Source organism: Marinoscillum luteum (assembly GCF_044005705.1).
Taxonomy (GTDB): domain Bacteria; phylum Bacteroidota; class Bacteroidia; order Cytophagales; family Cyclobacteriaceae; genus Marinoscillum; species Marinoscillum luteum.
In genome coordinates this window covers 303,354-324,068 of record NZ_JBIPKE010000015.1, presented here as the reverse complement: position 1 = coordinate 324,068, position 20,715 = coordinate 303,354, and the positions used below count along the sequence as shown (strand labels likewise).

The window sequence follows — 20,715 nt, the reverse complement described above, 5'->3', positions numbered from 1 at the left end:
AAGTGACCGAAGGAACGGAATGGAATGAGGCGGCCATGAGGACAGGGGTAACTGCCGTGAGGAAGAAAGCAGCCAAAGCAGGTGGCATGACAGGCTGGCGTTAGTCACTGCAAGCGAACCATGTGCTGATCCCGATATTAATCGGGAGTAGCTTATGGAGAGGCCTGGCGTGCTAACTGCTGGCAACTGATGACGAACACCGCTTTACCTGCGGGGTTGTGGGATGGAAAAGGCAAGTGTGGCACGGTATGGAGTGGAGAGAAGCGGAACGTAGTAACGGGCTACTCTTGCTGTGTGAGACCGAAAGCTTGTGAGTGCAGCGAAGCGGAGCGCACTGGCTGGAGGGATGGGGCTGTGTGTGTTGGGTTTTAGGGTAGGGCTTTTTAAAGATTTTTGGTTTTGAATTTAGTAAATATGAAATCCTTTATAGAAGAGGAGTCTGCAGAATTCCAGATTGCCGACTCAACTCTAAATCGAACAGTTTGATCTTCCATGCTAACTGAAATGCCATTTTTGCCAGTATTCAAGAGCTTCTTTCTTTTAAGCACGTCATCATAGTCGGAAATAATATTACCAACCCTTTTGCCGATATCTGATATTACCTTGGCATTAGCTTTTAAGTAGTCAATATCCGGTTCATTTCCATCTAATGGAACAACAATTAACGCATAGCCAGCGGAAGTAGTAGCGGCTGTGCCTGCTTGAAGTGTTGTCATCTCGGCAAATTCTTTACCCGAGGCTTTTAACTCAACGAGCCAATCTCCATTGTTTAAAGAAAATCCTTCTCTCTCAGCGTTATTATTCACTAAATCCGAAGATTCGTCAGTAAGTAAATAATCGCTGCCAAATGGTTTTCTTTCGATTGAAATTTCGGTTCCACTTTCTTTTAACTCAACGATATATTCCTTGAAGAGCTTCTCTATCAGTGCTCCGATTCTTTGGTTTCTACTTATTAATTTTTTCTCATTGAGTCGTTTCTCATATTCCTTTTTAATTGTAGGGTCGTTGAAAATTTCCTGAACTAATTCGGGATCAACTTCACTTGTGATCATATTCGTGATAGCTCTGTCCCAGCTTAACTTAAGATCCTCTGAAGGGAGAGTGTTTCGAATTAGGTCGGATACTCCTACTCCAATTTTGGTTAGGAATAATTGCTGATTTTCACCTTTTATTGATTTGATTAGATCGGGGTGGTCCTTCATGAGCTCGGATAAGTTTTTGGATGAAGGAACCTCTGAGAGAAATTTTTTTTCGCTTTCGATATCTGGATTTCTAATAAATATCCACTGAAGACTCTTGGCTCTTGCCAACCATAGTGATCTGTTGAATTTGATCGCTTTCCCTGTCTCTTCAACCGTTACATCAAAGGTGAGTTGGTTGAAAAAAGGGTCTCTTTCTGTTGCCTCCAGCATAAGAAATCGCAACCTCTCGAAGCATGATTTTGGTGTTGAATTTCTATCATAAATATGACCCTCAGATGTGGTTAGATAAGCAAAATCAGAGTATTCAAATTCAATTTCTCGTTGTATTTTACCCTCGTCATCTTTCAGGATATTTAAATCATCTGGGTTAACTGCCAGTAATTCTATGATTTTAGGATTGAGTTTTTCATTTCTTATCACAAGAGGAGAGTAGTGAATAAGGTTGTGATCGCTTAAAAACCTAAAATCAGTTTCACTAAGATATTCTGCATAAATAGCGTGCATGCAGTCACGTTCTCGAATTAGATCGGAAAAAAAAGGAAAACTTCCGGAGAAAAAGGATTTTGGAGTTAGCAGGAGATGAGAACCTTGTGGTAAGACTTGAACATTTAGACTGTCTGGTTCTCCTGAGAGTATTTTCAAGTCTTTGATATCGTCTTTCCGATTTTTCGATATAAGCCATTTCAGAAAGTCTACGTTGGCTTTTTTTATCAGCTCTTCAGTGTAATCTAAATCAGGATCGTTTAAGACGGCTTTAATTTGGGCTACTGCCTGATTCTCGTAAAAGTCTACAATTCCAGAAATTGTGAATCTTTTGATATCAGATGAAATTAATTTGGTCGGAAAATTTAGCCCAAGGGACTTTGATATGGCATTCAGTTCAGGGTCATTGCACTTATCCCAAAACATTCCTTCAGGAGCACGGAACTGGCCCTCTTGATTTAAAAGTATTTCACTGGCAAGAGGGAAACTATCAAAAAGTGTATCTGTGATTTCATAAAAATCATTGAGCCATTGGTAGGGATCGGCATTGATAAGGTTTGATGTAAAGGTCTCCAGATCAGAAAATTCAGCTACGAGTTGGATCAGCTCTTTAATCCCACAAATTGGGGTTATCTCAAAAATGTCTAATTCACGTATTTCTATATGATTCTTGCAGATATTTATCCAATTGTATAATTCGGATTCTCTAACTACAGACCGATTACTTAGATTCTTGAACAATTCATATATCTTGATTGACTTCTCTTCATAACTGGAGTAAGGAACGGTCAGATCGTTGAAAGATGTGAGGTTGTCATTACTGGCAACCTTTATGAATTCAATTGTAGAAAGCGAATCAAGAGTTTCTCTTTTCAAGCCATTGAGCCATGAATGGTCTATCCATGTGTAATCTTTAGCCGCTTTGAAATTTAGGAGTTCGAATACTCCCTGTATGTTTCGAGCAATGGATAGCTTGGTAAATACTTCCGAAGCTGTCCGTAGGCCAGATTCTACTATAGTTTTATTTCTGACGACATCAGTCTTATCGTTCCCACTCTTTAGATAGATTCCATTTCTTTCAACTTTAGGGTCAAATTGAAGTGAGTTTATTACAAATGGTATCCCTATTTCTTCACTGCCAATTAAAGGAAAGGTAAAATAAAGTCTGGGGTGGTTTTTTTCTAATGGCTCAAACTTTTCTACACCAGAGTTAGAATTTGTAATACTACATATCTCAAACTCTTCGTCAACTATAACATACGCATTGAAACTCTTAACAACTTGATTATCAGTTATAGTTTCGAGTTTATAGTGGTTTAGCTTCTTACCTTCAATTGAAAACTCTTCAACAAAATGTTTTTCGTATTTTGTGATTGACGATTGGGAAACTACTTCGATCGACTCAATTTGTTGGTTAAACAGCTGACTGAAGGGTATTAGAAGATCCAAACTTTTGATCCCTGCTTTTGCTGTTTCCTTTCCTCTTTCATCGAGGTTGTAGACAAACTTGGTTTGGAACTGACTCGCACCAAGATAACTTTCTTCTCTTATCGAATTATCAAAGCTTTCGTTAGAAATGGCTTGTAGTTTGTAGAACTCATCGTTGTCTGATGCTTCCCGATCTAGATTGAATTGGAAACAACCTTGACCTCCACTTAATTGCCCACTGATATTTACCCTCTTTGAGAGAAGGTATGTGGTCATAAATCCAGTCCCAAATCTTCCTGTTTTGCCGACTTTGTCTGATTTAGAGGAGCCTTGAATAATCAAACTCAAGATATCGTCAAGTTCGAAAGGGTTGCCTGTATGAGAAAACGATATTTTATCCTCACTAACTTCTAAACGAGCTGAGACTTTTTGAGCGAGGTCTACAGCATCTTTGGCATTTTGAAGTAATTCCCAAAACCAGCGTTCTTCATAATCTTCTCTTTCTTTTTCCCTTGCCAGAATATCCCTGAATACGCTGTCTGCATGTCTTATTTCTGCAATTTCTTTTCTTCGATCAGCTATTTGTTCTTTTTGGATCATTTTGGTGTTATTGAGGTAGTCCGTTAAGTTGAATTAAATCTACAAAATCTAAATCATTGATTTCGGTTTGATTTTTTCACTAGAGGAGAGGGAGCTTGGTGAACTGTTGGTAGGCTTTGGTCAAAATTTGAACACCCCTTTACCTGCGGGGTTGTGGGTTGGGAAAAGCAAGTGTGGCACGGTACGGAATGCAGCAGAGCGCAATGGAATAACGGGCTACTCTTGCTGTGGGTGACTGGAAGCTTGTAAGTGTAGCGCAGCGGAGCGCACAGGCTGGAAGGACAGGGGTGTGAGGAGGTATATTGGTAGTGTAATCAATCCTTAAAATCATAAGCACTGACCAAAAAACTATTTAAATCACTGAACATATCGATTAACCTATCATACGTATCGTGACATACATTCGAGTAGTTATTGGTGATCATTTTTTTATCAATGGCTAGGGTTTCTAAGGCGGTATTGAATTTGGAATTGAAATCTTTGCTCTTATGAGCATCAAGCTGCCTGATTGCATTCAAGGCCAATAACTCAGGAATTACCTTCAAATCCTTGAATTCATCTATCCTTGATAAAATGGCCTCTTTGCTTTTTCTTGGGTGCAATCCAGAACTGTGGGCTACATAAAGATACTTTAAGATAAGTTCTAAAAGTTTAATGCTTCTCAACTCGTTAGTTTTATCAGCTTCAAATCCTAAGCAGTGAACTACTTTTCTTAAATTTTTTTCACGAAGATTTTCTGAGAGTAGTATGTTTAGCTTTTTGCATCTTATGATGAATTCTTCTTTTGAAAATGCCTTAGCACTAACATGATTCATAATAGGTCTGATATCATGATCTTGAGCATACCCTTTATAATCCAAAGATTTTTCATCCAAACTGATCAGCTCTAAGGAGAGAAAATTGAAATCACAAATTCGATTTAATATTGATGATAAACCTCTACCAAAAAGCAAATACTTTCTTACAAGTCTTGTAGCTTTTTCTGCTATATTTTCTTGGTCAGTGTCTATGGTTTTAGGATCAATTGAAAATTGATTCCAATAATCAATTACATCATATGGAGTTCCTTCATAGAGCTTTTTAATCTCTATTTTGATAGCATTTCTCCCCACACGGTCACAATGTGAAACACGCCAGTGAATACCATAACTAACTGAGCCAGATTCAGGTTGAACATTGTAATCTTCATCTTGTTCATATTTATCCAATACATCATCTGACACATAAACATACCGGAAGGGCATATTATGCCTTGCTTCATACCCTGTAACCTTCTGATCAATACCTTTCCAACTGTGCCCACCATAATTATTTTCAGTCTCAAGAAGTTTAAAGTCTTCCAACAATACTTTGAAGCCATTCACTTCGAGGCGAACAATGTCGTCCTTATGACTGTATTTACTTAATCTAACTTCATATTGATCATGCTCCTTGATAAAGTACTGTTTGCCATCTAATAGATTAAGAATATCGTCACTGATTTCAATATCCCTAATTTCTCGAAAAACCTTAATAGCCACTCTTTTTCTCACTGAAAGGTAGTCGCTCAGGTATTTTCGATCTATTTTGACATAGGCTTCTGTTTGGATTGGGTAATCATAGATTGATAAGGGCACATTTTCAACTATGTTATACTTCGGTTTTGATAGATCGTCCCAAAAAGTGATATCATTGGCTACTCTAGGTGATAAACCGTATGTACCGAGAAAACCCGGATCGGGATGTAACGTGGTGTGATTACCATTTGTCCAAGACACAACTAAGGGTTCTGCTTTTTTTAAGCCGGAAGCTGGAGATAGGTAGAGCCAAAATGATGGTTTATACTCAAAGTCATCCAAATAATTTAGTCCGGTTGAGTTGACTGGTACATTGATGTGAGATGGTCTAATTTTTGATATAAGATTGGGTGATATCAGAGCAGTATTTGAATCTGTACTTCTTATTAAGCCATTTACATCTCTGCTAGAGATCTGTGCAATCTCAATGTTCTCACTTTCCAATGAGTTCTCGAAAATATCACCTATTAGTTTCGAAATTATCTCTGGATATGCCATCTCAAGCTTTTGAAAGTCCTTCCACAAGTAAATTGTGATGATCTATATAATTTGAAGAAATCTCATGCTTTATAGACTTAAGACTTTTCTCGTCAATTGGAATAGCCTTTAAGTCTAACTGTACATGATGATTTGGGCATACACAAATCATGTTGTCCATGCGATCTTTCCCATTATATGGTTCTCCTAGTGGTACTATGTGGTGAACTTCTGAATAAAATTGATTCTGAGATATGGCTAATCTAGTACCACAAATTTGGCATGTGTTGTCATAAAGCTTCTTAAGCTTGTCTACCAAAGACTTCTTTCTTAAAATGCTATTGACCTCTCTTAAAACCCTCACAGTTTCTTCAAAACCGGCATTATTTACATCATGGGGACTAATTCCTTTGATTAATTGGTGCTCAAATTCAGTAAATCTTCGATATTCTGTTAAACTCTCAATCCCATTCTTGATGAAAAGGTCTTTATTGGATTGTAAGGAGGGGTGATTGAAATAGGCTTCTTTATTATCAAATATCAAATATCCGTTCTTGTCAAAAAGAACTCCAGGAAATTTCTGAAGATTGTGATACCACTTACCATTTTCATGGTACAAAGCATGTTTCGCTTTAATTTTAAGAACTTTGTTTAAGTAATCGCCATTCATATTGATTAGATTCAATTAGAGTAGAGCGTAGATAGCTGCTCCTAAACCCAAAAGAGTTGCTAGCCATCCAATCAAATTGAATATTGGGTGAGAGATAACGTCAATAAATATTGCATACCTGTTTTTATTTGGAATTAAGAGCTGCTTGTTGATAAGCTTTTTTAAGGCCTTTTTCAAAAACTCAACTTTGCAATCCACTGAATCAATAACTGACTTAAAGTTTTTAGATTCAAATTCTCTTGATTCACTGTCCTTGGTTAGGTAAAGAGGCTGCTCAACACCAGAATTATTAGAAGTCATTAACTCCTTTAATTCATCTGGACCTTTAACAAACTTTTCCCCATACATTCCTTCCAATATTACAAATAGGCTATGCTTGTTATGCGAAGCAATTTCAGAGTAATCATTTAGCCCCTCGAAGATTTTTTCGTAACGATGTTTAATAGCTTCAAACCCAAAATGTATGTTTTTCATATCCCAGTGAACCCAAGTGCTTTTGTCGTGCCTTTTGACAAAATCATTAAATGATTTTAGGATTCGGAGCTCAAGTTCACGATATGAATCTTGAATTTGATCTTTAGGAATACCAGCTTTGTCAGCCTCAAAATGTATGGCAAACTGCTTATCTATCTTGTTATCTAGTGATTTGATTACAATTGAAGTAATTATTGGTGATATGTTGCCATAATCATCATCGTAAGTTTGACTTTGAGAATAATGAATACACAAAACATTTGCTGGATCTTCAACTAGTTTCTTCAGATTCCCTAAGGCAGTTTTTCGATCTTTGTATGCTCCCATATTACCTTTTCACCTTTATATCATGCTGAACTCTTTTGGAGCAAAGACGAATTTGGAAACATTCTTCACAAGTTTTCTTTTCTTCTGTCCTAAGAAATTTTTCAGACCAAATCAAGTCAACCGCATCTCTTATTTTACTTTCAATCGAGTTTAAATCCGATTCATATAATTTTTCAGGGGTTTTGACTTTGTTTTCACCAATAACATAAGTCATTATATAGTCTGCTATTTCTCCGGTTAACTCCCTATGGCCAAGGGCGTAAAGTTTTAGCTGGTCTTTTGTTATAGGTAGGTCGGCACTTTCTTCATCACTTTTAAACTCAATTATGGTTGTTTCATATTTTCCATCACTTCCAACTTTCTTTATCAAGTCAATCCTGCCTAGAACTAAAATGCTTTCGTCTACTTTGTACTGAATATCCTGCTCAACAAATTCTATCTGTGAAAAATCATCTTTAGTGTCTTCATAGTACTCTTCTACATTTTTTCTTACCTTATCCCAAAGGCGTGGTTTCAAAATGGTTGAATTTGTCAGATATGGAAAATGAGTCTGTCTATCTACGATTTCATTAACCTCTTCTTTGCTTAAAGACTCACCTTCTTTACCTCTTTTGTGGATTTCCATTAGGCAGTTATGAAATGATCGACCTACACCCATTCTTTGATTAAGTGGATAGCGGAACCCAAAAACCGAAATTAGTTTAAACCTATAGGGACATTCAAAAATGTCTTTGAGGGTGGTGAAATCAAGGGCAATGTTTTTTACTTTTTCTTTAGCCTTCTGGTCGATTTTGGTGAGACTTGAGAAATCTTGTCTATGATCGGATATTAGTATTGGAAAAGATCCAATTTTTGCTCGTGTAAGCTCTTGGATGTAATCCGATTCAACTTTATACAATCTATTATTAAGATCTGGAGCTTGAGATAAGAGTAAGAATTTTTGGCTTCTAGTTAATGCTACGTAAAGAAGCCTTCTTTCATCTTCCTTATCTGGATCACCTTCATATCTAGATTGCTCTTCGATAAGCTGTCTATCTAGAAAATGCCATACATTTAATCCTCCTCTTTTCTTAGAGGGCAAATAATTGTTGTTGAGGCCAGGTATCAGAACTACCGGAAACTCTAAACCCTTCGCCTGGTGGATAGTCATTATTTGTACAGCATTCGGAGTTGTATATGGATTGTTAAGCCAACCCTCTGGGTAGTAATCTCTTGCTACATAATTTATAAAACTTAAAAAACTGAAGAGGTGAAAGCTGGGACTTGAACTATTGAAATTTATCTCTTCAAAATCATTTATTACCTGACTGAATCTTCCAAGGTTGAAAAATATAATCTCAGCCCTCTCCTTGGTTCTTTGAAATAGATCAGTATTTGTGTCATCGATAAAAGAGTCTTCATAGATTTCGGCTAGACTCATAAAATCCCAAAGAATACCTTGAAGTGAGTATTCCCAATTTGTATCAACTTCGGGCAGCTTAGGAAACTTGCTATCTAGGTCATCTAATGCCTTTTCAAGCTTTTCGGGATCAATTTTGTTGTTTGGTAAGTTTAACCACAAGTTTTCAAGTTCCGGTCGATCCAAGTCACCATACAAGTATGTGAATAGGCCAAGTGCAGCTTCAATTTCACGTGTTTCAAATAATTGATTAACTCCAGCTGTGATATATGGAATTTTATGTCTTTCTAGTGCTTCTACTATAGTTTCAGCTTTATTCCAGGTTCTTAAGAGAATGCTGATATCTGAAAATGTAATTCCACGTGTCTCACCATCAGATGTAAAAGGTACACCTAGAATGTTGTCAATATAATTTGCCAGAGCTTCATTTTCATCGCTAACTGAATCATATCGATTGTAAAGAATATCTTGACCTTTTGTAAAGGTCTGAAGACCGCCTGACTCCATCTCTTTGTTGGGTATTCTTCTTTGATTGTTGGAGATTAAAGTTTCTGCCAGCTTTATTATACCTTCAGAACTTCGATAATTGGTAGATAGAGGGATGCTTTTAGTTGCCGAGACTTCAAATTTTGATTCAAAGTCGATGATGTAGCGGTTATTGCTTCCCCTCCATTGATAGATGTTTTGATCATCATCTCCAACAACAACTAGCTTGCATTGGCTTACTTCTTGAATTTTATTTATCAGTCTTTCTTGAATAGGGTTGATATCCTGGTACTCGTCAACAATAAGGTACTTAATATCATTTTTTATTCTTGCTGACAGGTTGGAACTTAACTCCATACACTCCATTGCTTTTTCCATAATCATGGAAAAATCGAAGTACTTTTTGCTTTTAAGTGTACGCTCGTATTGTATTTTTGCTCGTGATATGCTTTCTGGGAGTTCCTGTCTATCCGACTCTCTAATTATATCCATGATTTTGACAAATAGAGAGGTGTCAATGAATCTTCTTAATGATACAGAATGGTTTGAAAGCTTTTTTATTTCTTTCATTCCTATTGTATCATAATGTTTGTCTATGAATAGTTTAAGCTTTATTTCGTCAAGAACTGAAAAACTCTGATACTCGTATTCATTTTCCTGTAAGGCCTTAAGACACCAACCATGAATTGTACCAATATACATATTTGCCATTCCTCGATGCCTTCCAACATTATTTAGAATTTTATTCTTAAGTTCTGCAGCGGCCTTTTCTGTATAAGTAAAAGCGATTATGTTCTCCGGTGATACATCGAATCCATTCGAAGGGTCAAGCAGGTAGGCTACTTTGCCAGCAACAGTCGTTGTCTTACCAGATCCGGCACATGCTACAATTCTCAAATGTTTGTCATTAGTGAGAATGGCATCTTGCTGATTGGGTGAATAATTTGTTAAGTTTATCATCGAGTCACGGATTACTACATGCCAAGTGATTCATGAGAAACTTAGCACATTATTGTTCTTAGGGAGTTTTAAAGATTAGTATTTTTTCCTTACTCATTAGGTCAGAGAAATTATTCCTACCAGGCATGCGTTTACTTAAGATGTCTCTTTCCAAATCCGTCACAAGTTCAACACCTTTGGATTGAAGTAGATCAGTAATAATTAGGTCATTCCTTACTAATCGTTTGTTTACGTTCCTGTTACCTACAGTCCAAACCATATATGCCCTGGAAGTCATTTTGGATAGCATTGTATCAATAGACTTATTCAAGTCATGAAAGAAGTTGATTACCTTTTTAGCTCGTTTCTTTTCTTCCGGATCAAATGAGGCAAATAGGAGTTGCAAAGAAGGGGATTGAGTGAACAGGGCTTCTTGAGTATTCGAAAAATTCTTAACCATTTTCCCGCCCAAACTATTTGAATCGATCTCCATGGTAGTCTTAAGATAGTCAATCTCAATATTCGTATCTATATCTTCCATAGGGATCCATTGTAGTGGCAAGTAGGAGAACTGGCCATAAGTAACAGTGGTCTGGTTATCTCCATACGGTGGTGAAGTCACTAATAGATTGAATTTTCTGGTTGTGTTAAGACCGGCTAGTGAATCGCCCCAGACAACTCTAGCCTCTTTCACATATCGTCCATTTTTAATATATCCACTTTCATTAAGAACCTGGCAATACTCTGCAACATCTTTAATACTTCTTTTGACTATTGATTTGAATAATTCAACAGCAGAATTATTTCTACTTTGGATATCCTCTAAAGTTCGAATATGCAACTTGAATGTTGAGGTTCTATCATTACTTGTGAGACGAACAACTTCTGCCATTGCTACCCAAAAAAACCTTCTGAGTCTTGAATCCGATTGACATTGAATAGCTCTATAAATCTTAGAAAGCTCTATTTGTATGTTTTCACTAAACCATTTATTGATATTTGGGAAATTTATCTCATTTAGAATAGACATGTCTGAATCAATTCTTGCTATCAGATCCTTTCTGGCTTCTTCCAGTTCGCACAATGAGTAGTAAGTCGTCTTGACTTGACTAACAAGAAGAGAAAGAGGGTTGATGTCCTGTCCAAAGACGTTGAGGCCATACTTCATGCCAGTGACGAGAGTATTGGAGGCGCCCATAAATGGGTCAATCAGAGATACCTCACCATGTAGATTTTCTGAGAGGCTTTTAATTATTGGTTCTTGTACAGAAGGAACCATCATTGCTGGATAATTAAGTATGCTACGAGCAAAATCACTTCTATTGTAATTCTGTCCATTGAGTACCTCGCTACTTATAGCTCCAAGGGTGTCCTTTATGTCTAGGTCAATAATCACTTTTGTTTATTTGTTGATACAATGAGCTCTTTTACATCGATATCCAATAGCTCAGCAACTTCAACCAGTACTTCTAAAGAAGGTTGTCTTCTGTTGGTACACCAGGTAGAGATTGTTGAGATGTTCTTATTCATGTTTTCAGCTAGCCATTTGTTCGTCTTACCCTTTTCAGCCAATACAGCTTTGAGCCGATTAATTGTTTTCACAGCCAACTTTATTTGGATTTTAAGCAAATGTAGCATTTTGGTAAGTGCTTAACAAGCAGTTAAGCGTAAGGGTATTTGTCAAACCTTATTCCTCCTCAACATTTCCACAATGTCTTCATATTCATAGAAGATTACCCCAGCTACTTTGGAGTATGGAAGGTGGCCTTTGGTACGGAGGTTGTGCAGGGTGCCGGCACTGATGCAAAGCAAGTCCTGGACGTCCTGGCTTCTGAGCCATTTACGCTGAGGTGTACCGTGGGTCTGTAATAGTTTTTTGATCTCCTGTATTAGCTCATCTTTGAAAAAATAGAGGTCTTCTGATGTGACGACATTAGCGGGCATGATATGTTTATTGTATAATACATAGCGGAAAGATTAAAATTTTCAGACTAAAATAACAGGTAGTAGGGTAAGTGGTTGGTGTGGTTGGGTTTTCTGTAAAAATGCCTGGAGATCAGTAAGATGTTTTGGAGATAGCTGGGTGAAATGTTGAAGGATTTCCGTTTTCACGGCAATGACGGAAAGAAGATTAAGAATGACGGGAGAGAATAAGTAACTCCGAATTTAACCTTTGCCAGAAGAACACCCCCATAATTCCCTCAAGGGGATATTAATCAAATCCTTCGGAGAAGAATTCTGCTGGGGTCATACCAAGTGCTTTTATCACTTTAAGTAAGGAGGTGTATCGGAGGTCTCCTCCTTTCTCATATCGGCCGTATTGAACTCTGTGTATGCCATTTTCAAAGGCAAATACTTCATAGCTAGTGTAGCCTTGGGCTATTCTTAGGCTTTTGATCCTCTTTGCAAGTTTGTCTAGTTCCTGATCGTAGTTTATCTCCTCGTTATCCTTTGACATTTTGCAAAGCAAAGAGAGCAACCGCTTAAATGTTACTTCTAAAAATGCCCTACTAATTAGTTACATTGAGGTTTGATTTTTATCTTTAAAACAAGTTTTACAATCTGTTAACCGACTTGTCTTTCGGATGTAATCAAATTAGTTTTTCGAACTGAAATAGTATGACTTATCAATCAAGGAATATTCTGGAAAGCGTATCTATAGACCTGCCTCTTAGTGAGGAGTTTAAAGCGTTTATGGAATTGTGGGGGTTTGAAAACCTGAATGTGATGCTTAGCCAGTTTGATGCCGGTCAATTACTAAAGAAGCAGGGTTTTAGCTGTCACTGCCTGGTGGAATTATATACTCTTTTAGAGAGTAATGGGGTAGCATTCTTATTGAAAGAGTAGAATCTTATTTGCGATTCAGATAGTTTAGGAGATGTAAAACCAAGTCTTTGAGGGGTTGTTTGTCGGTATGTTTATCGAAGAACTTGCGCTGAATGCTTTGTAGGGAGATGGTCTGCTGGTTTTTAGAGGAGATACTTTTTCCTATCCACCTGATGGTATGGTTAGCACCAGAAGATGTTACCCCTGCGTCATATAGCAGTCTAAAAAAGGCGGTGGTTGTGTCCACGGAGTGGTTAAATTTTAGTTTGGGTTCAGGGTTAGCTAATTTCGTGTTTTGCAGTGATTTTTTTGTTTTGGCTATTTCTTCTTTCAGCCATTGTTGGACCAGTGTTCTTAAGTCGAGCAGCTTTGGATTGAATTGGTGGTTATGGTTTACAGGGATGTTGTTAAGACTTGTTTTAATGTCCTGAAGGTATTCTAGAAGTTGAATGGGATCTTCTACCTCGCTAGTATACTTTTGATGTGTTTCGCACATATATGTAAGTATTGCTACGTTGTTGAAATTTAGAATACAGAGAAATTTGAGTAAATGATGCTCTTCTATTTTTTCCATCGAATCCATAAAATTGATTAGCTCGTCAATGAAATAGCTTAGGTAGTCGAGCTTTCTTTGTGTGATCAGAGCTTCAGGTTCAGTAAAGTGCCTTTCAATAGAATGGTTAATAATCTTTCCAAGGGTGGGGTCTATATTATTTAGAACTAACAATTTTTTTAACCGATGAATGCTCATTTCTAAATTCGTAGCATAAATGCCTATCATTTTTTTTGATAAGAGCGTGTCCTCATCTCGATAGATTTTATAAGCAGTTTCCAAATGGAATCTGATATCATCAAGTCCGGATGAACACAGCTTTAGGATGTTGGCCGTAGACTTACTGTCATTTTCTTTTGCTCTTAGTTCAATTTGAAGCTCAAGATTGGTAATTGCCAGTTCGGTTTTCCTGATGTAAAAACGGGCTTCCTTTGTCGACTTTGCCTTGAAAAGTTCTTTATCTAGCTTACGGATCACTCTTGCTGTTTCTTTTTTCAGAAATGACTCTTCTGTGGGATTGTCATTTCCACAGATAATTTGATGATATGATTCGAACAGGTAAGACAATGATCAAGGATTAAGGGGGGCAGTTAGTTCGTGCCCTGTTCGTCATGTTGAAAGAACCGTCCCACTATTGGTATAATTATGAGAGCAGAAACATATGCAACCGGAGCCATGACATACCAGGATTGAAAAAGCATAGTGCCCCAGTCTTCTTTTAACCCATAGTTCTTCAAGATGGCCACAAAGGACATAATTGTAGACATTGGGATGACTATCATCAGGGTTTGCAGGTATTTTCGGAATTTCGTTTTCATCTGTATAAAATTGGTTTCAATGGTCAGATGGAATTCGCATGTCAAGCTTTATTCATCTCGCTTGGTGTTTGCCGAACATGCTCATTTCATTTGATTAATTGATTAAGGTAAAGTGTAAAGGATGCAAGGGCTTTAAAACCCCTGCATCCATAAGATCAGCTAACGCCATGGCATCTGCTATTTAAAAAGCTGAACCGCCATTTACTGCTATGTGATGAGCATTGATGTACATGCTCTCTGAAGAGGCAAGAAAGGCTGCTACCCTTGCAATGTCCTCTGCTGTCCCAAGTCTTTTCAGTGGACTTGCTTCCCGCATGATGTTCTTAATTTCTTCGGGTAAATTGGTGATCACTCCAGCCTGGTCGATAACGCCTGGCATTATGGAATTAACAGTGATCTTGCGATGGCCAAGTTCTTTGGCTAATACTTCAACCAGCACTTTTCCTGCAGCTTTACTTGATGAGTAGATTGAAGCGCCTTCTTCAGGATGGATGCTTATAGTTGAGGATATCAGTATGATCTTGCCTCCGTCAACCACGTGTTTTGCGGCCTCCTGCATGACAAAGAAGGATCCTTTGACGTTTAGGTTATAGACTTTGTCAAACTGCTGTTCAGTGGATTCAAGAAAGGGTGTTTGAACCAATTCTATTCCTGCATTTGCTACTACGACATCAAGTCGGCCGAAATGACTAATGGCGTTTTGATACAGGTCGTGAATATCTGATACGTCAGATACATTTGCTTTGACTAAAAGATAGTCAACGTCATACTTTTGCATTACTTGTTCGAGTTCACGAGCTGCTGACTCATCACTCGAGTAGTTCAGGACGAGACTCATTCCCAATGAGGCATATTTTTCAGCTATTCCTCTACCGATGCCTTTGGTAGCCCCTGTGATTAGGGCCACTTTATTTTTTAAATCAGGATACATAATTTTAAAATTTGAATGATTAAATAATTTTTTTCGTGCTTAAGCCATGGCTCCATTAGCCCCAATATTCTGAGCTGAGACCCATTTGGCTTCATCGCTTGCGAGAAAGACGACAACTTTGGCTATGTCCACAGGCTCCCCAATTCTGTTGAATGCCGAGAATGAAGCCAGTCTAGACACCACCTCTTCTGATTTTCCTTCCATAAATAAGTCGGTATTGGTAGGCCCAGGAGAAATGGAGTTGACGTTGATACCTCTAGCGCCAATTTCTTTGGCGAAAATCCTAGTGAGCTGCTCAACCGCAGATTTGGTGGCAACATAAGCTCCATAAGTTGGAAGCATCAGCCGGTTAACTGAGGTTGAGAAATTGACAATGCTACCATTGTTTGCAAGCTTTGTGGCCGCTTCACGGAGGGTATTGAATACTCCTTTGATGTTTACATCCAGAATCCTGGAAAGGTCTTCATCGGAAGTGTCTTTGATGAGTTTGTACAGAACGACCCCTGCGTTATTAATAAGAATATCAATTTTCCCATAGTGATCGATGGCTGCATCAAATAGCTGTGTTACTTGCTTTTGATCGCTGACATCAGCCTGGATGGCAATGGCATCACCACCCTGGGATTTAATTGAGTTTACTACTTCGTCAGCTGCACCTTTGCTTCCTGCATAGTTAACAACGACTTTTGCACCAGCTTTAGCCAGTTCTTTTGCGACTTGCGCACCGATACCTCTTGAAGAGCCTGTTACCAATGCGACTTTTTGATTTAGATTACTCATATTACTTTGTTGTTTTTGTTATGATACAAAGTTGAGTAACCATGGGGGCCAGGAACGTACAAGGATTATCCCGAGACTTGCGAATATCTAACCCAATGACAAATACTTAATAATTCAGCGCACTATTGGAATGGATAATGGGCTAACGAACTACTTATCAAAGTATTCCTTGCGGTACTGAACAGGGCTTAAGCCGGTGTGTTTTTTGAAGTGATTGCTAAAGTGTGGCGCTTCTGAGAAGCCAAGTCGTCCTGAGACTTCTTTGACGGAAAGGTGTTGATCCTGAAGGAGTACTTTAGCCTCGATAACTAGTCTTTCAGCAATCCAATTACTGATACTCTTACCTGTTTTGCTGGCTATGACCCGAGAAAGGTAATTAGAATGCAATGACTGCATGTCTGCAAAATCTTGTACCCTGAGCTGCAACTTCACTTTTCCTTCTGCTAATTCACGAAAATGACTTTCAAGGTTTTGTTTGAATGTTTTTACGATTTGTGAACTACGGTTACCTTCATTGATAGGGTTGTAGTCTTGGAAAAAATACTCTTTGATCTTAAGAAGAAGTGTGACAATAAGACTGCCTACAATTTGTGTTTTATAAGGAGAACGGCTGAAATGGTGTTCGTGAATAAGCCGGTATATTTTCTCGATCATCGTGAACTGTTCAGTTGACAGGGTTCTCGGTGCCACTGTTTCAGTGAGAAGAAATGCAAAGTGTGTATAGACATCAGCGTGAACATATTCTTTTAAAAAGGGTTCATCAAATGTGATCAGACACATATCCACCACCTTATATGTTTCGAACATCCTGTAGTTGCCCGGGTTGGTGAAATATACGGTTAGAGGTGCTACCTCGAAAAGTTTATCGTCTATTGTGTAGTTACCAAAGGCGTCTTTTACAAAAAGAAAACTGAAATAATTTGGTCTAAAAGGGACTGACTTGACGGGAAGTTTTTTGAAAGTATCCTGGAGATAGTGAATGGTAAATGTAAAACCTGAATTTTGGTCATCAGGTTGCTCCATGGATAAGCCCATGATGTCATATAGCTCTTTGAGGTCTTTTACAACCAGGTCTTTTCTCAATGCTTAGTATTTGTGTAGTCCTAAATAAATTTAAAGAAACCAGTAGCTAGTAACAAGCACTTGTTTAAGCAATTCTCATTTCATTTTTCACCTGACTTAGTTGTGGTATTCTTTCTGCGGCTTCTTTTCTTTTCTGATCAATCACTTTGGCATATATCTGGGTGGTCTTGATATTCTTATGGTTGAGCAGTTTGGAAACTGTGTAGATATCTGTGCCCAATGAAAGCTGCAGTGTAGCATATGTATGCCGGAAGCAGTGGAAAGTGATTTTCTTAATGATCCCTGCCCGCATTACCCATTCGGAGAGCTTAAGGTTTGTCCAGGCTGAATATTTCAAGCCTTCAAAAATGTTGAACTCTGGCCCTTTTGGATAGCCAATGATATTCACCGCCTGTTCGGGAATGTTGAGGGTTTGTGGCCGGTCTGTCTTTTCGTGGATGAAGCGGATGAAATAGCCGTTGATTTCTGAGTATTGGATTTCTTTCCAGGTAAGTCCAATGAGATCGCTCCAGCGAAGGCCGGTAAGGGCTGAGAAGATAGCAGCTTGTTTCAGTACTGGTAGTTCGCACTCTGTGGCATATAGTGCTCTCAGTTCTTCAAGGGTGAGGAACTCACGCTGTGTTTCTTTTTGGGAGATTCTGTCGATGCGCAACATGTAGTTTTCCTCCAGGTAGCCTTTCTTGAATGCTTCTTCTACAGCTACGGAGAATTTGCTGAAGTAGGAGGACTGGCTATTTTGTGAAAGCTTTTTGGCTTTGCTTTTCAGACTGGTTGTGGTCTTCAGGAACTCTTTGAAACTCTCGCAAAAGTCTCTGTCTATATCACTAGTATTACAATTTCCATTGGTGTAGAGCTCCAAGTACTTATATGCACTAAGCCAGTTGCCGTGATTGCCTTCACTTTCCCATTTCTTGTTTGTCAGCTTCTTGAAGAACTGAAGGAAGTCAACTTGTTTGGCTTTTTTGAAAATGAAGTCATAGTTGTTGCGCTGGATGTCCAGCTGTCTGGCAGAGCGCACGCTTTCAGCTTGTATCTTGGTTTCCTTATTATGCTGTTTCTCGATCTGGCTTTTAGGCTTCTCGTAAATCTGCATCCCAAGGAATTCTCTGCGGGTAGACTTCCTGGTTTCCGAATCTACTAAAGGAGGGTAGAAGTCGAGATATAGGCTGATCATGCCTTTGGAGATCTTTTTCTGGCGTAGTGTGACTTTCATGATGATGGGTTAAATAGTTGATCGATTGATTTTCTAAGGATGTATTGCTTTCTGCCCACTTTCTTAACTTCTAATACTCCTTCTTTTCTAAGTCTATAGAGTGTGGTTCGACTGACACTTAATAGCCTGGCGGCATCTTCAAGTGTAAGGAACTCTTTGTCTGATATGGCTAACTTCAGTTTCTTCATGATCCAAGAGTAAAAAGCTTATCAATATTCTTTCTGGCAATGATGGTTCGTCTGCCAATCTTAGTAGCAGGAATTCTACCATCTTTAATCATTCGGTACAAGGTCATCCGACTGATGCCTAGTAGTTCGCATGTTTCCTGGATATTGAGAAAGTCTTGTTCCTGGATGGCTTTGATAGGTGCTGACTTAATAGCTAAAGTCTCCTGATTAGATTGACCAACGTTCTCTTCTTTCTTGCGTTGCTTGTATGCTCTCTTGGCGCAATTGTCACTGCAATACTTGGTTACGGTAGTTCTTGCTGTGAATTCATTGCCGCAATGCTGGCAGATCCTCTGGACGTAAATATTAGAACTCATATTATCTCTCTATAAGCATTTCTAATGGAGGGTATCAATATGTAACTTAATGTATCGTTATGTAACATGATCTCTCCATTTTTGTACCTTATATAAAGATAAACAATTAGGTACAAATAAGGTACAAAAGGGTGCTAAAAATCGAGAATATGAGCTAAATAAAAACAGCCTAAAAACATCTATAAATGCTTAATTAGGCTATTTTTTAGGTTTGTTTAGTGGTGTTTATGAGTTGTTTGGAAGGTTACTTGCCGATACAAAACTTGCTAAAGATGTTCTCCAGCAGATCATCGGTGGTGATCTCTCCAGTGATCTGCCCCAGGTGAAAGAGTGAGTTGCGGATGTCCATGGCCACAAAGTCGTTGGTTACTTGCCGGTCAATGCCATCGATCACCTGATCCAGTGCCTTGTTGGTTTCCATCAGACTTTCGTAGTGCCTCAGGTTGGTCACTATGGTGTTGCCTGTCTTGAAGTCATCCAGCGAAACCAAGGTTTTTAAGGCCTCTTTGAGGTTTTCGAGGTTCTCCTTTTGGCTGGCAGAGATCATCAGGGCGTTTTCTGACTCCAGTGCGTTCAATAGGTTGGCGTCTGCCCGGTCCATTTTATTTCCAATCAGCAGATAGGGGACTTTGAGGGCTTTGAGGTAAGCCAGTTGTTTTTCAATGTCCTCTTTCGTGTCGTTGATCAGGTCGATCAGGTAGATAATTACGGAGGCCTCTTTCATTTTAGCATAGGTGCGCTCTACACCAATGGCCTCCACCTTATCCTCGGTGGTGCGAATACCAGCCGTATCCGTAAAACGGAAAGCTATGCCGTCTACATTGATCACGTCTTCAATGACATCCCTGGTGGTTCCGGGTACATCCGATACGATGGCCTTCTCCTCATTCAGTAAAGCATTGAGCAGGGTGGACTTACCCGCGTTGGGCTTTCCGGCGATCACCGTAGGGATGCCGTTTTTGATGGCATTACCCAGCGTGAAACTCTCCGTCAGGCGGGTGATTAGCCCTTTCAGGCTATAAATGAGTTTTTTGAGGTCATCACGACTGGCAAACTCCACATCTTCCTCACCAAAATCCAGCTCCAGCTCGATCATGCTGGCAAAATGCACCAGCTCTTCTCTGAGTTTAGAGATTTCTTGAGAGAATCCCCCGCGCATCTGATTCATGGCGGCCTGGTGCATGGATTCGTTTTCTGAGGAGATCAGGTCGGCCACTGCCTCGGCCTGCGCCAGGTCGAAGCGTCCATTGATAAAGGCACGCTGAGTAAACTCTCCGGCTTTGGCCAGACGTGCACCCTTGGTGAGGAGCAGGCGAATGAGTTGCTGGATGATGTAGGGACTGCCATGACACGAAATTTCGATCACATCCTCTTTCGTGTAGGAGTTGGGGCCCCTAAAGATGGAAATGAGCACCTCGTCTACGATTTTCTCCTCATCACGAATGGTTCCGAGGTGGATGGTATGGCTGGGTACCTCAGTGAGGTCTTTGCCCCTGAATACACTATTGACGATGGCGATGGTAGCCGGTCCGGAGACTCTGATGACTCCAATGGCACCCACTCCCGGGGCGGTAGCCAGGGCAATAATGGTATCGTTTATATTCATGCGCCAAAATTAGTCAGACCATGGCAGAACTACTTAAAACTAGGTATTGTATAACTCAGCGATAGGGATAAACTTTATCCTTGAGAAATCCCGGTGATTTTCAAATGTCTTTTGGTACACATGTGGAATGATCCTGGGGGCTTCTCATTAGGAACCAGCTAAATACGGAAAGGCTCTTCATATTTTGGAGAGCTTTTCTCGTTTTGGATCTTGAAATAGAACCTGACGGTGGTCGTTACGGGTGAAATGCTGCGGTTTTCCTTTTATCTTATAAAAGAGGGGTGTATTTTACCTCATTTTTGTAAAAGAATAAAAACGCC

General features: G+C 39.1%; 19 protein-coding genes. 1 reads left to right on the top strand and 18 read right to left on the bottom strand.

The window, feature by feature from the left end; translation table 11 throughout:
- Window positions 1–383: 383 nt before the first annotated feature.
- The 9 genes from ACHKAR_RS09100 to ACHKAR_RS09060 all read right to left on the bottom strand — a co-directional run bounded on the left by ACHKAR_RS09100 (window position 384) and on the right by ACHKAR_RS09060 (window position 12,499).
- Window positions 384–3,713 carry a sacsin N-terminal ATP-binding-like domain-containing protein gene (locus ACHKAR_RS09100; protein ID WP_395417142.1) on the bottom strand — a complete coding sequence of 1,110 codons (3,330 nt, stop codon included), beginning with the start codon at window positions 3,711–3,713 and terminating at the stop codon, window positions 384–386.
- A 314-nt stretch (window positions 3,714–4,027) separates the two neighbouring features.
- Window positions 4,028–5,767: a hypothetical protein gene (locus tag ACHKAR_RS09095; protein WP_395417141.1), complete on the bottom strand. Its 1,740-nt coding sequence runs from the start codon at window positions 5,765–5,767 to the stop codon at window positions 4,028–4,030.
- Between the two features lies 1 nt (window position 5,768).
- Window positions 5,769–6,416, bottom strand: a complete 648-nt coding sequence (locus tag ACHKAR_RS09090; protein WP_395417140.1) for an HNH endonuclease — start codon at window positions 6,414–6,416, stop codon at window positions 5,769–5,771.
- Between the two features lie 15 nt (window positions 6,417–6,431).
- Window positions 6,432–7,217, bottom strand: a complete 786-nt coding sequence (locus ACHKAR_RS09085; RefSeq protein ID WP_395417139.1) for a hypothetical protein — start codon at window positions 7,215–7,217, stop codon at window positions 6,432–6,434.
- A gap of 1 nt (window position 7,218) precedes the next feature.
- Window positions 7,219–10,062, bottom strand: a complete 2,844-nt coding sequence (locus ACHKAR_RS09080; protein WP_395417138.1) for an ATP-dependent helicase — start codon at window positions 10,060–10,062, stop codon at window positions 7,219–7,221.
- 58 nt (window positions 10,063–10,120) lie between these two features.
- The gene (locus ACHKAR_RS09075; RefSeq protein WP_395417137.1) at window positions 10,121–11,437 is read right to left on the bottom strand and encodes a hypothetical protein; all 1,317 of its coding nucleotides are present in this window, start codon (window positions 11,435–11,437) and stop codon (window positions 10,121–10,123) included.
- Window positions 11,434–11,643, bottom strand: coding sequence for a helix-turn-helix transcriptional regulator (locus ACHKAR_RS09070; RefSeq protein ID WP_395417136.1), 210 nt, complete (start codon window positions 11,641–11,643; stop codon window positions 11,434–11,436). The genes ACHKAR_RS09075 and ACHKAR_RS09070 overlap by 4 nt, the downstream gene beginning before the upstream one ends.
- A 78-nt stretch (window positions 11,644–11,721) precedes the next feature.
- Window positions 11,722–11,985 carry a helix-turn-helix domain-containing protein gene (locus tag ACHKAR_RS09065; RefSeq protein ID WP_395417135.1) on the bottom strand — a complete coding sequence of 88 codons (264 nt, stop codon included), beginning with the start codon at window positions 11,983–11,985 and terminating at the stop codon, window positions 11,722–11,724.
- A gap of 268 nt (window positions 11,986–12,253) precedes the next feature.
- The gene (locus tag ACHKAR_RS09060; RefSeq protein WP_395417134.1) at window positions 12,254–12,499 is read right to left on the bottom strand and encodes a helix-turn-helix domain-containing protein; all 246 of its coding nucleotides are present in this window, start codon (window positions 12,497–12,499) and stop codon (window positions 12,254–12,256) included.
- A gap of 161 nt (window positions 12,500–12,660) precedes the next feature.
- On the opposite strand from ACHKAR_RS09060, the gene ACHKAR_RS09055 reads away from it, so the two are divergent.
- A complete protein-coding gene (locus ACHKAR_RS09055; protein ID WP_395417133.1) occupies window positions 12,661–12,888 on the top strand; it encodes a hypothetical protein in 228 nt (75 codons plus the stop codon).
- A 4-nt stretch (window positions 12,889–12,892) separates the two neighbouring features.
- Here ACHKAR_RS09055 and ACHKAR_RS09050 read toward each other — a convergent pair whose 3' ends face one another.
- The 9 genes from ACHKAR_RS09050 to mnmE form a co-directional block, all read right to left on the bottom strand.
- Window positions 12,893–13,987 carry a hypothetical protein gene (locus ACHKAR_RS09050; protein ID WP_395417132.1) on the bottom strand — a complete coding sequence of 365 codons (1,095 nt, stop codon included), beginning with the start codon at window positions 13,985–13,987 and terminating at the stop codon, window positions 12,893–12,895.
- A gap of 23 nt (window positions 13,988–14,010) precedes the next feature.
- Entirely contained in the window at window positions 14,011–14,238 is a 228-nt protein-coding gene (locus tag ACHKAR_RS09045; RefSeq protein WP_395417131.1) for a DUF2798 domain-containing protein, read from the bottom strand.
- 181 nt (window positions 14,239–14,419) lie between these two features.
- Complete coding sequence (locus ACHKAR_RS09040) at window positions 14,420–15,169, bottom strand: SDR family oxidoreductase (protein ID WP_395417130.1); 750 nt, start codon at window positions 15,167–15,169, stop codon at window positions 14,420–14,422.
- A gap of 39 nt (window positions 15,170–15,208) precedes the next feature.
- On the bottom strand, window positions 15,209–15,949 hold the full coding sequence (locus ACHKAR_RS09035) for an SDR family oxidoreductase (protein ID WP_395417129.1): 741 nt from the start codon (window positions 15,947–15,949) through the stop codon (window positions 15,209–15,211).
- Between the two features lie 150 nt (window positions 15,950–16,099).
- Window positions 16,100–17,032, bottom strand: coding sequence for a helix-turn-helix domain-containing protein (locus ACHKAR_RS09030; RefSeq protein ID WP_395417128.1), 933 nt, complete (start codon window positions 17,030–17,032; stop codon window positions 16,100–16,102).
- A gap of 64 nt (window positions 17,033–17,096) precedes the next feature.
- Window positions 17,097–18,245: a tyrosine-type recombinase/integrase gene (locus ACHKAR_RS09025; RefSeq protein ID WP_395417127.1), complete on the bottom strand. Its 1,149-nt coding sequence runs from the start codon at window positions 18,243–18,245 to the stop codon at window positions 17,097–17,099.
- Window positions 18,242–18,433, bottom strand: a complete 192-nt coding sequence (locus ACHKAR_RS09020; RefSeq protein WP_395417126.1) for a helix-turn-helix domain-containing protein — start codon at window positions 18,431–18,433, stop codon at window positions 18,242–18,244. The genes ACHKAR_RS09025 and ACHKAR_RS09020 overlap by 4 nt, the downstream gene beginning before the upstream one ends.
- Complete coding sequence (locus ACHKAR_RS09015) at window positions 18,430–18,789, bottom strand: helix-turn-helix domain-containing protein (RefSeq protein ID WP_395417125.1); 360 nt, start codon at window positions 18,787–18,789, stop codon at window positions 18,430–18,432. Before ACHKAR_RS09015 ends, ACHKAR_RS09020 begins: the two co-directional genes overlap by 4 nt.
- Window positions 18,790–19,033: 244 nt before the next feature.
- Window positions 19,034–20,395, bottom strand: coding sequence for a tRNA uridine-5-carboxymethylaminomethyl(34) synthesis GTPase MnmE (gene mnmE, locus ACHKAR_RS09010; RefSeq protein ID WP_395417124.1), 1,362 nt, complete (start codon window positions 20,393–20,395; stop codon window positions 19,034–19,036).
- Between the last annotated feature and the right edge of the window lie 320 nt (window positions 20,396–20,715).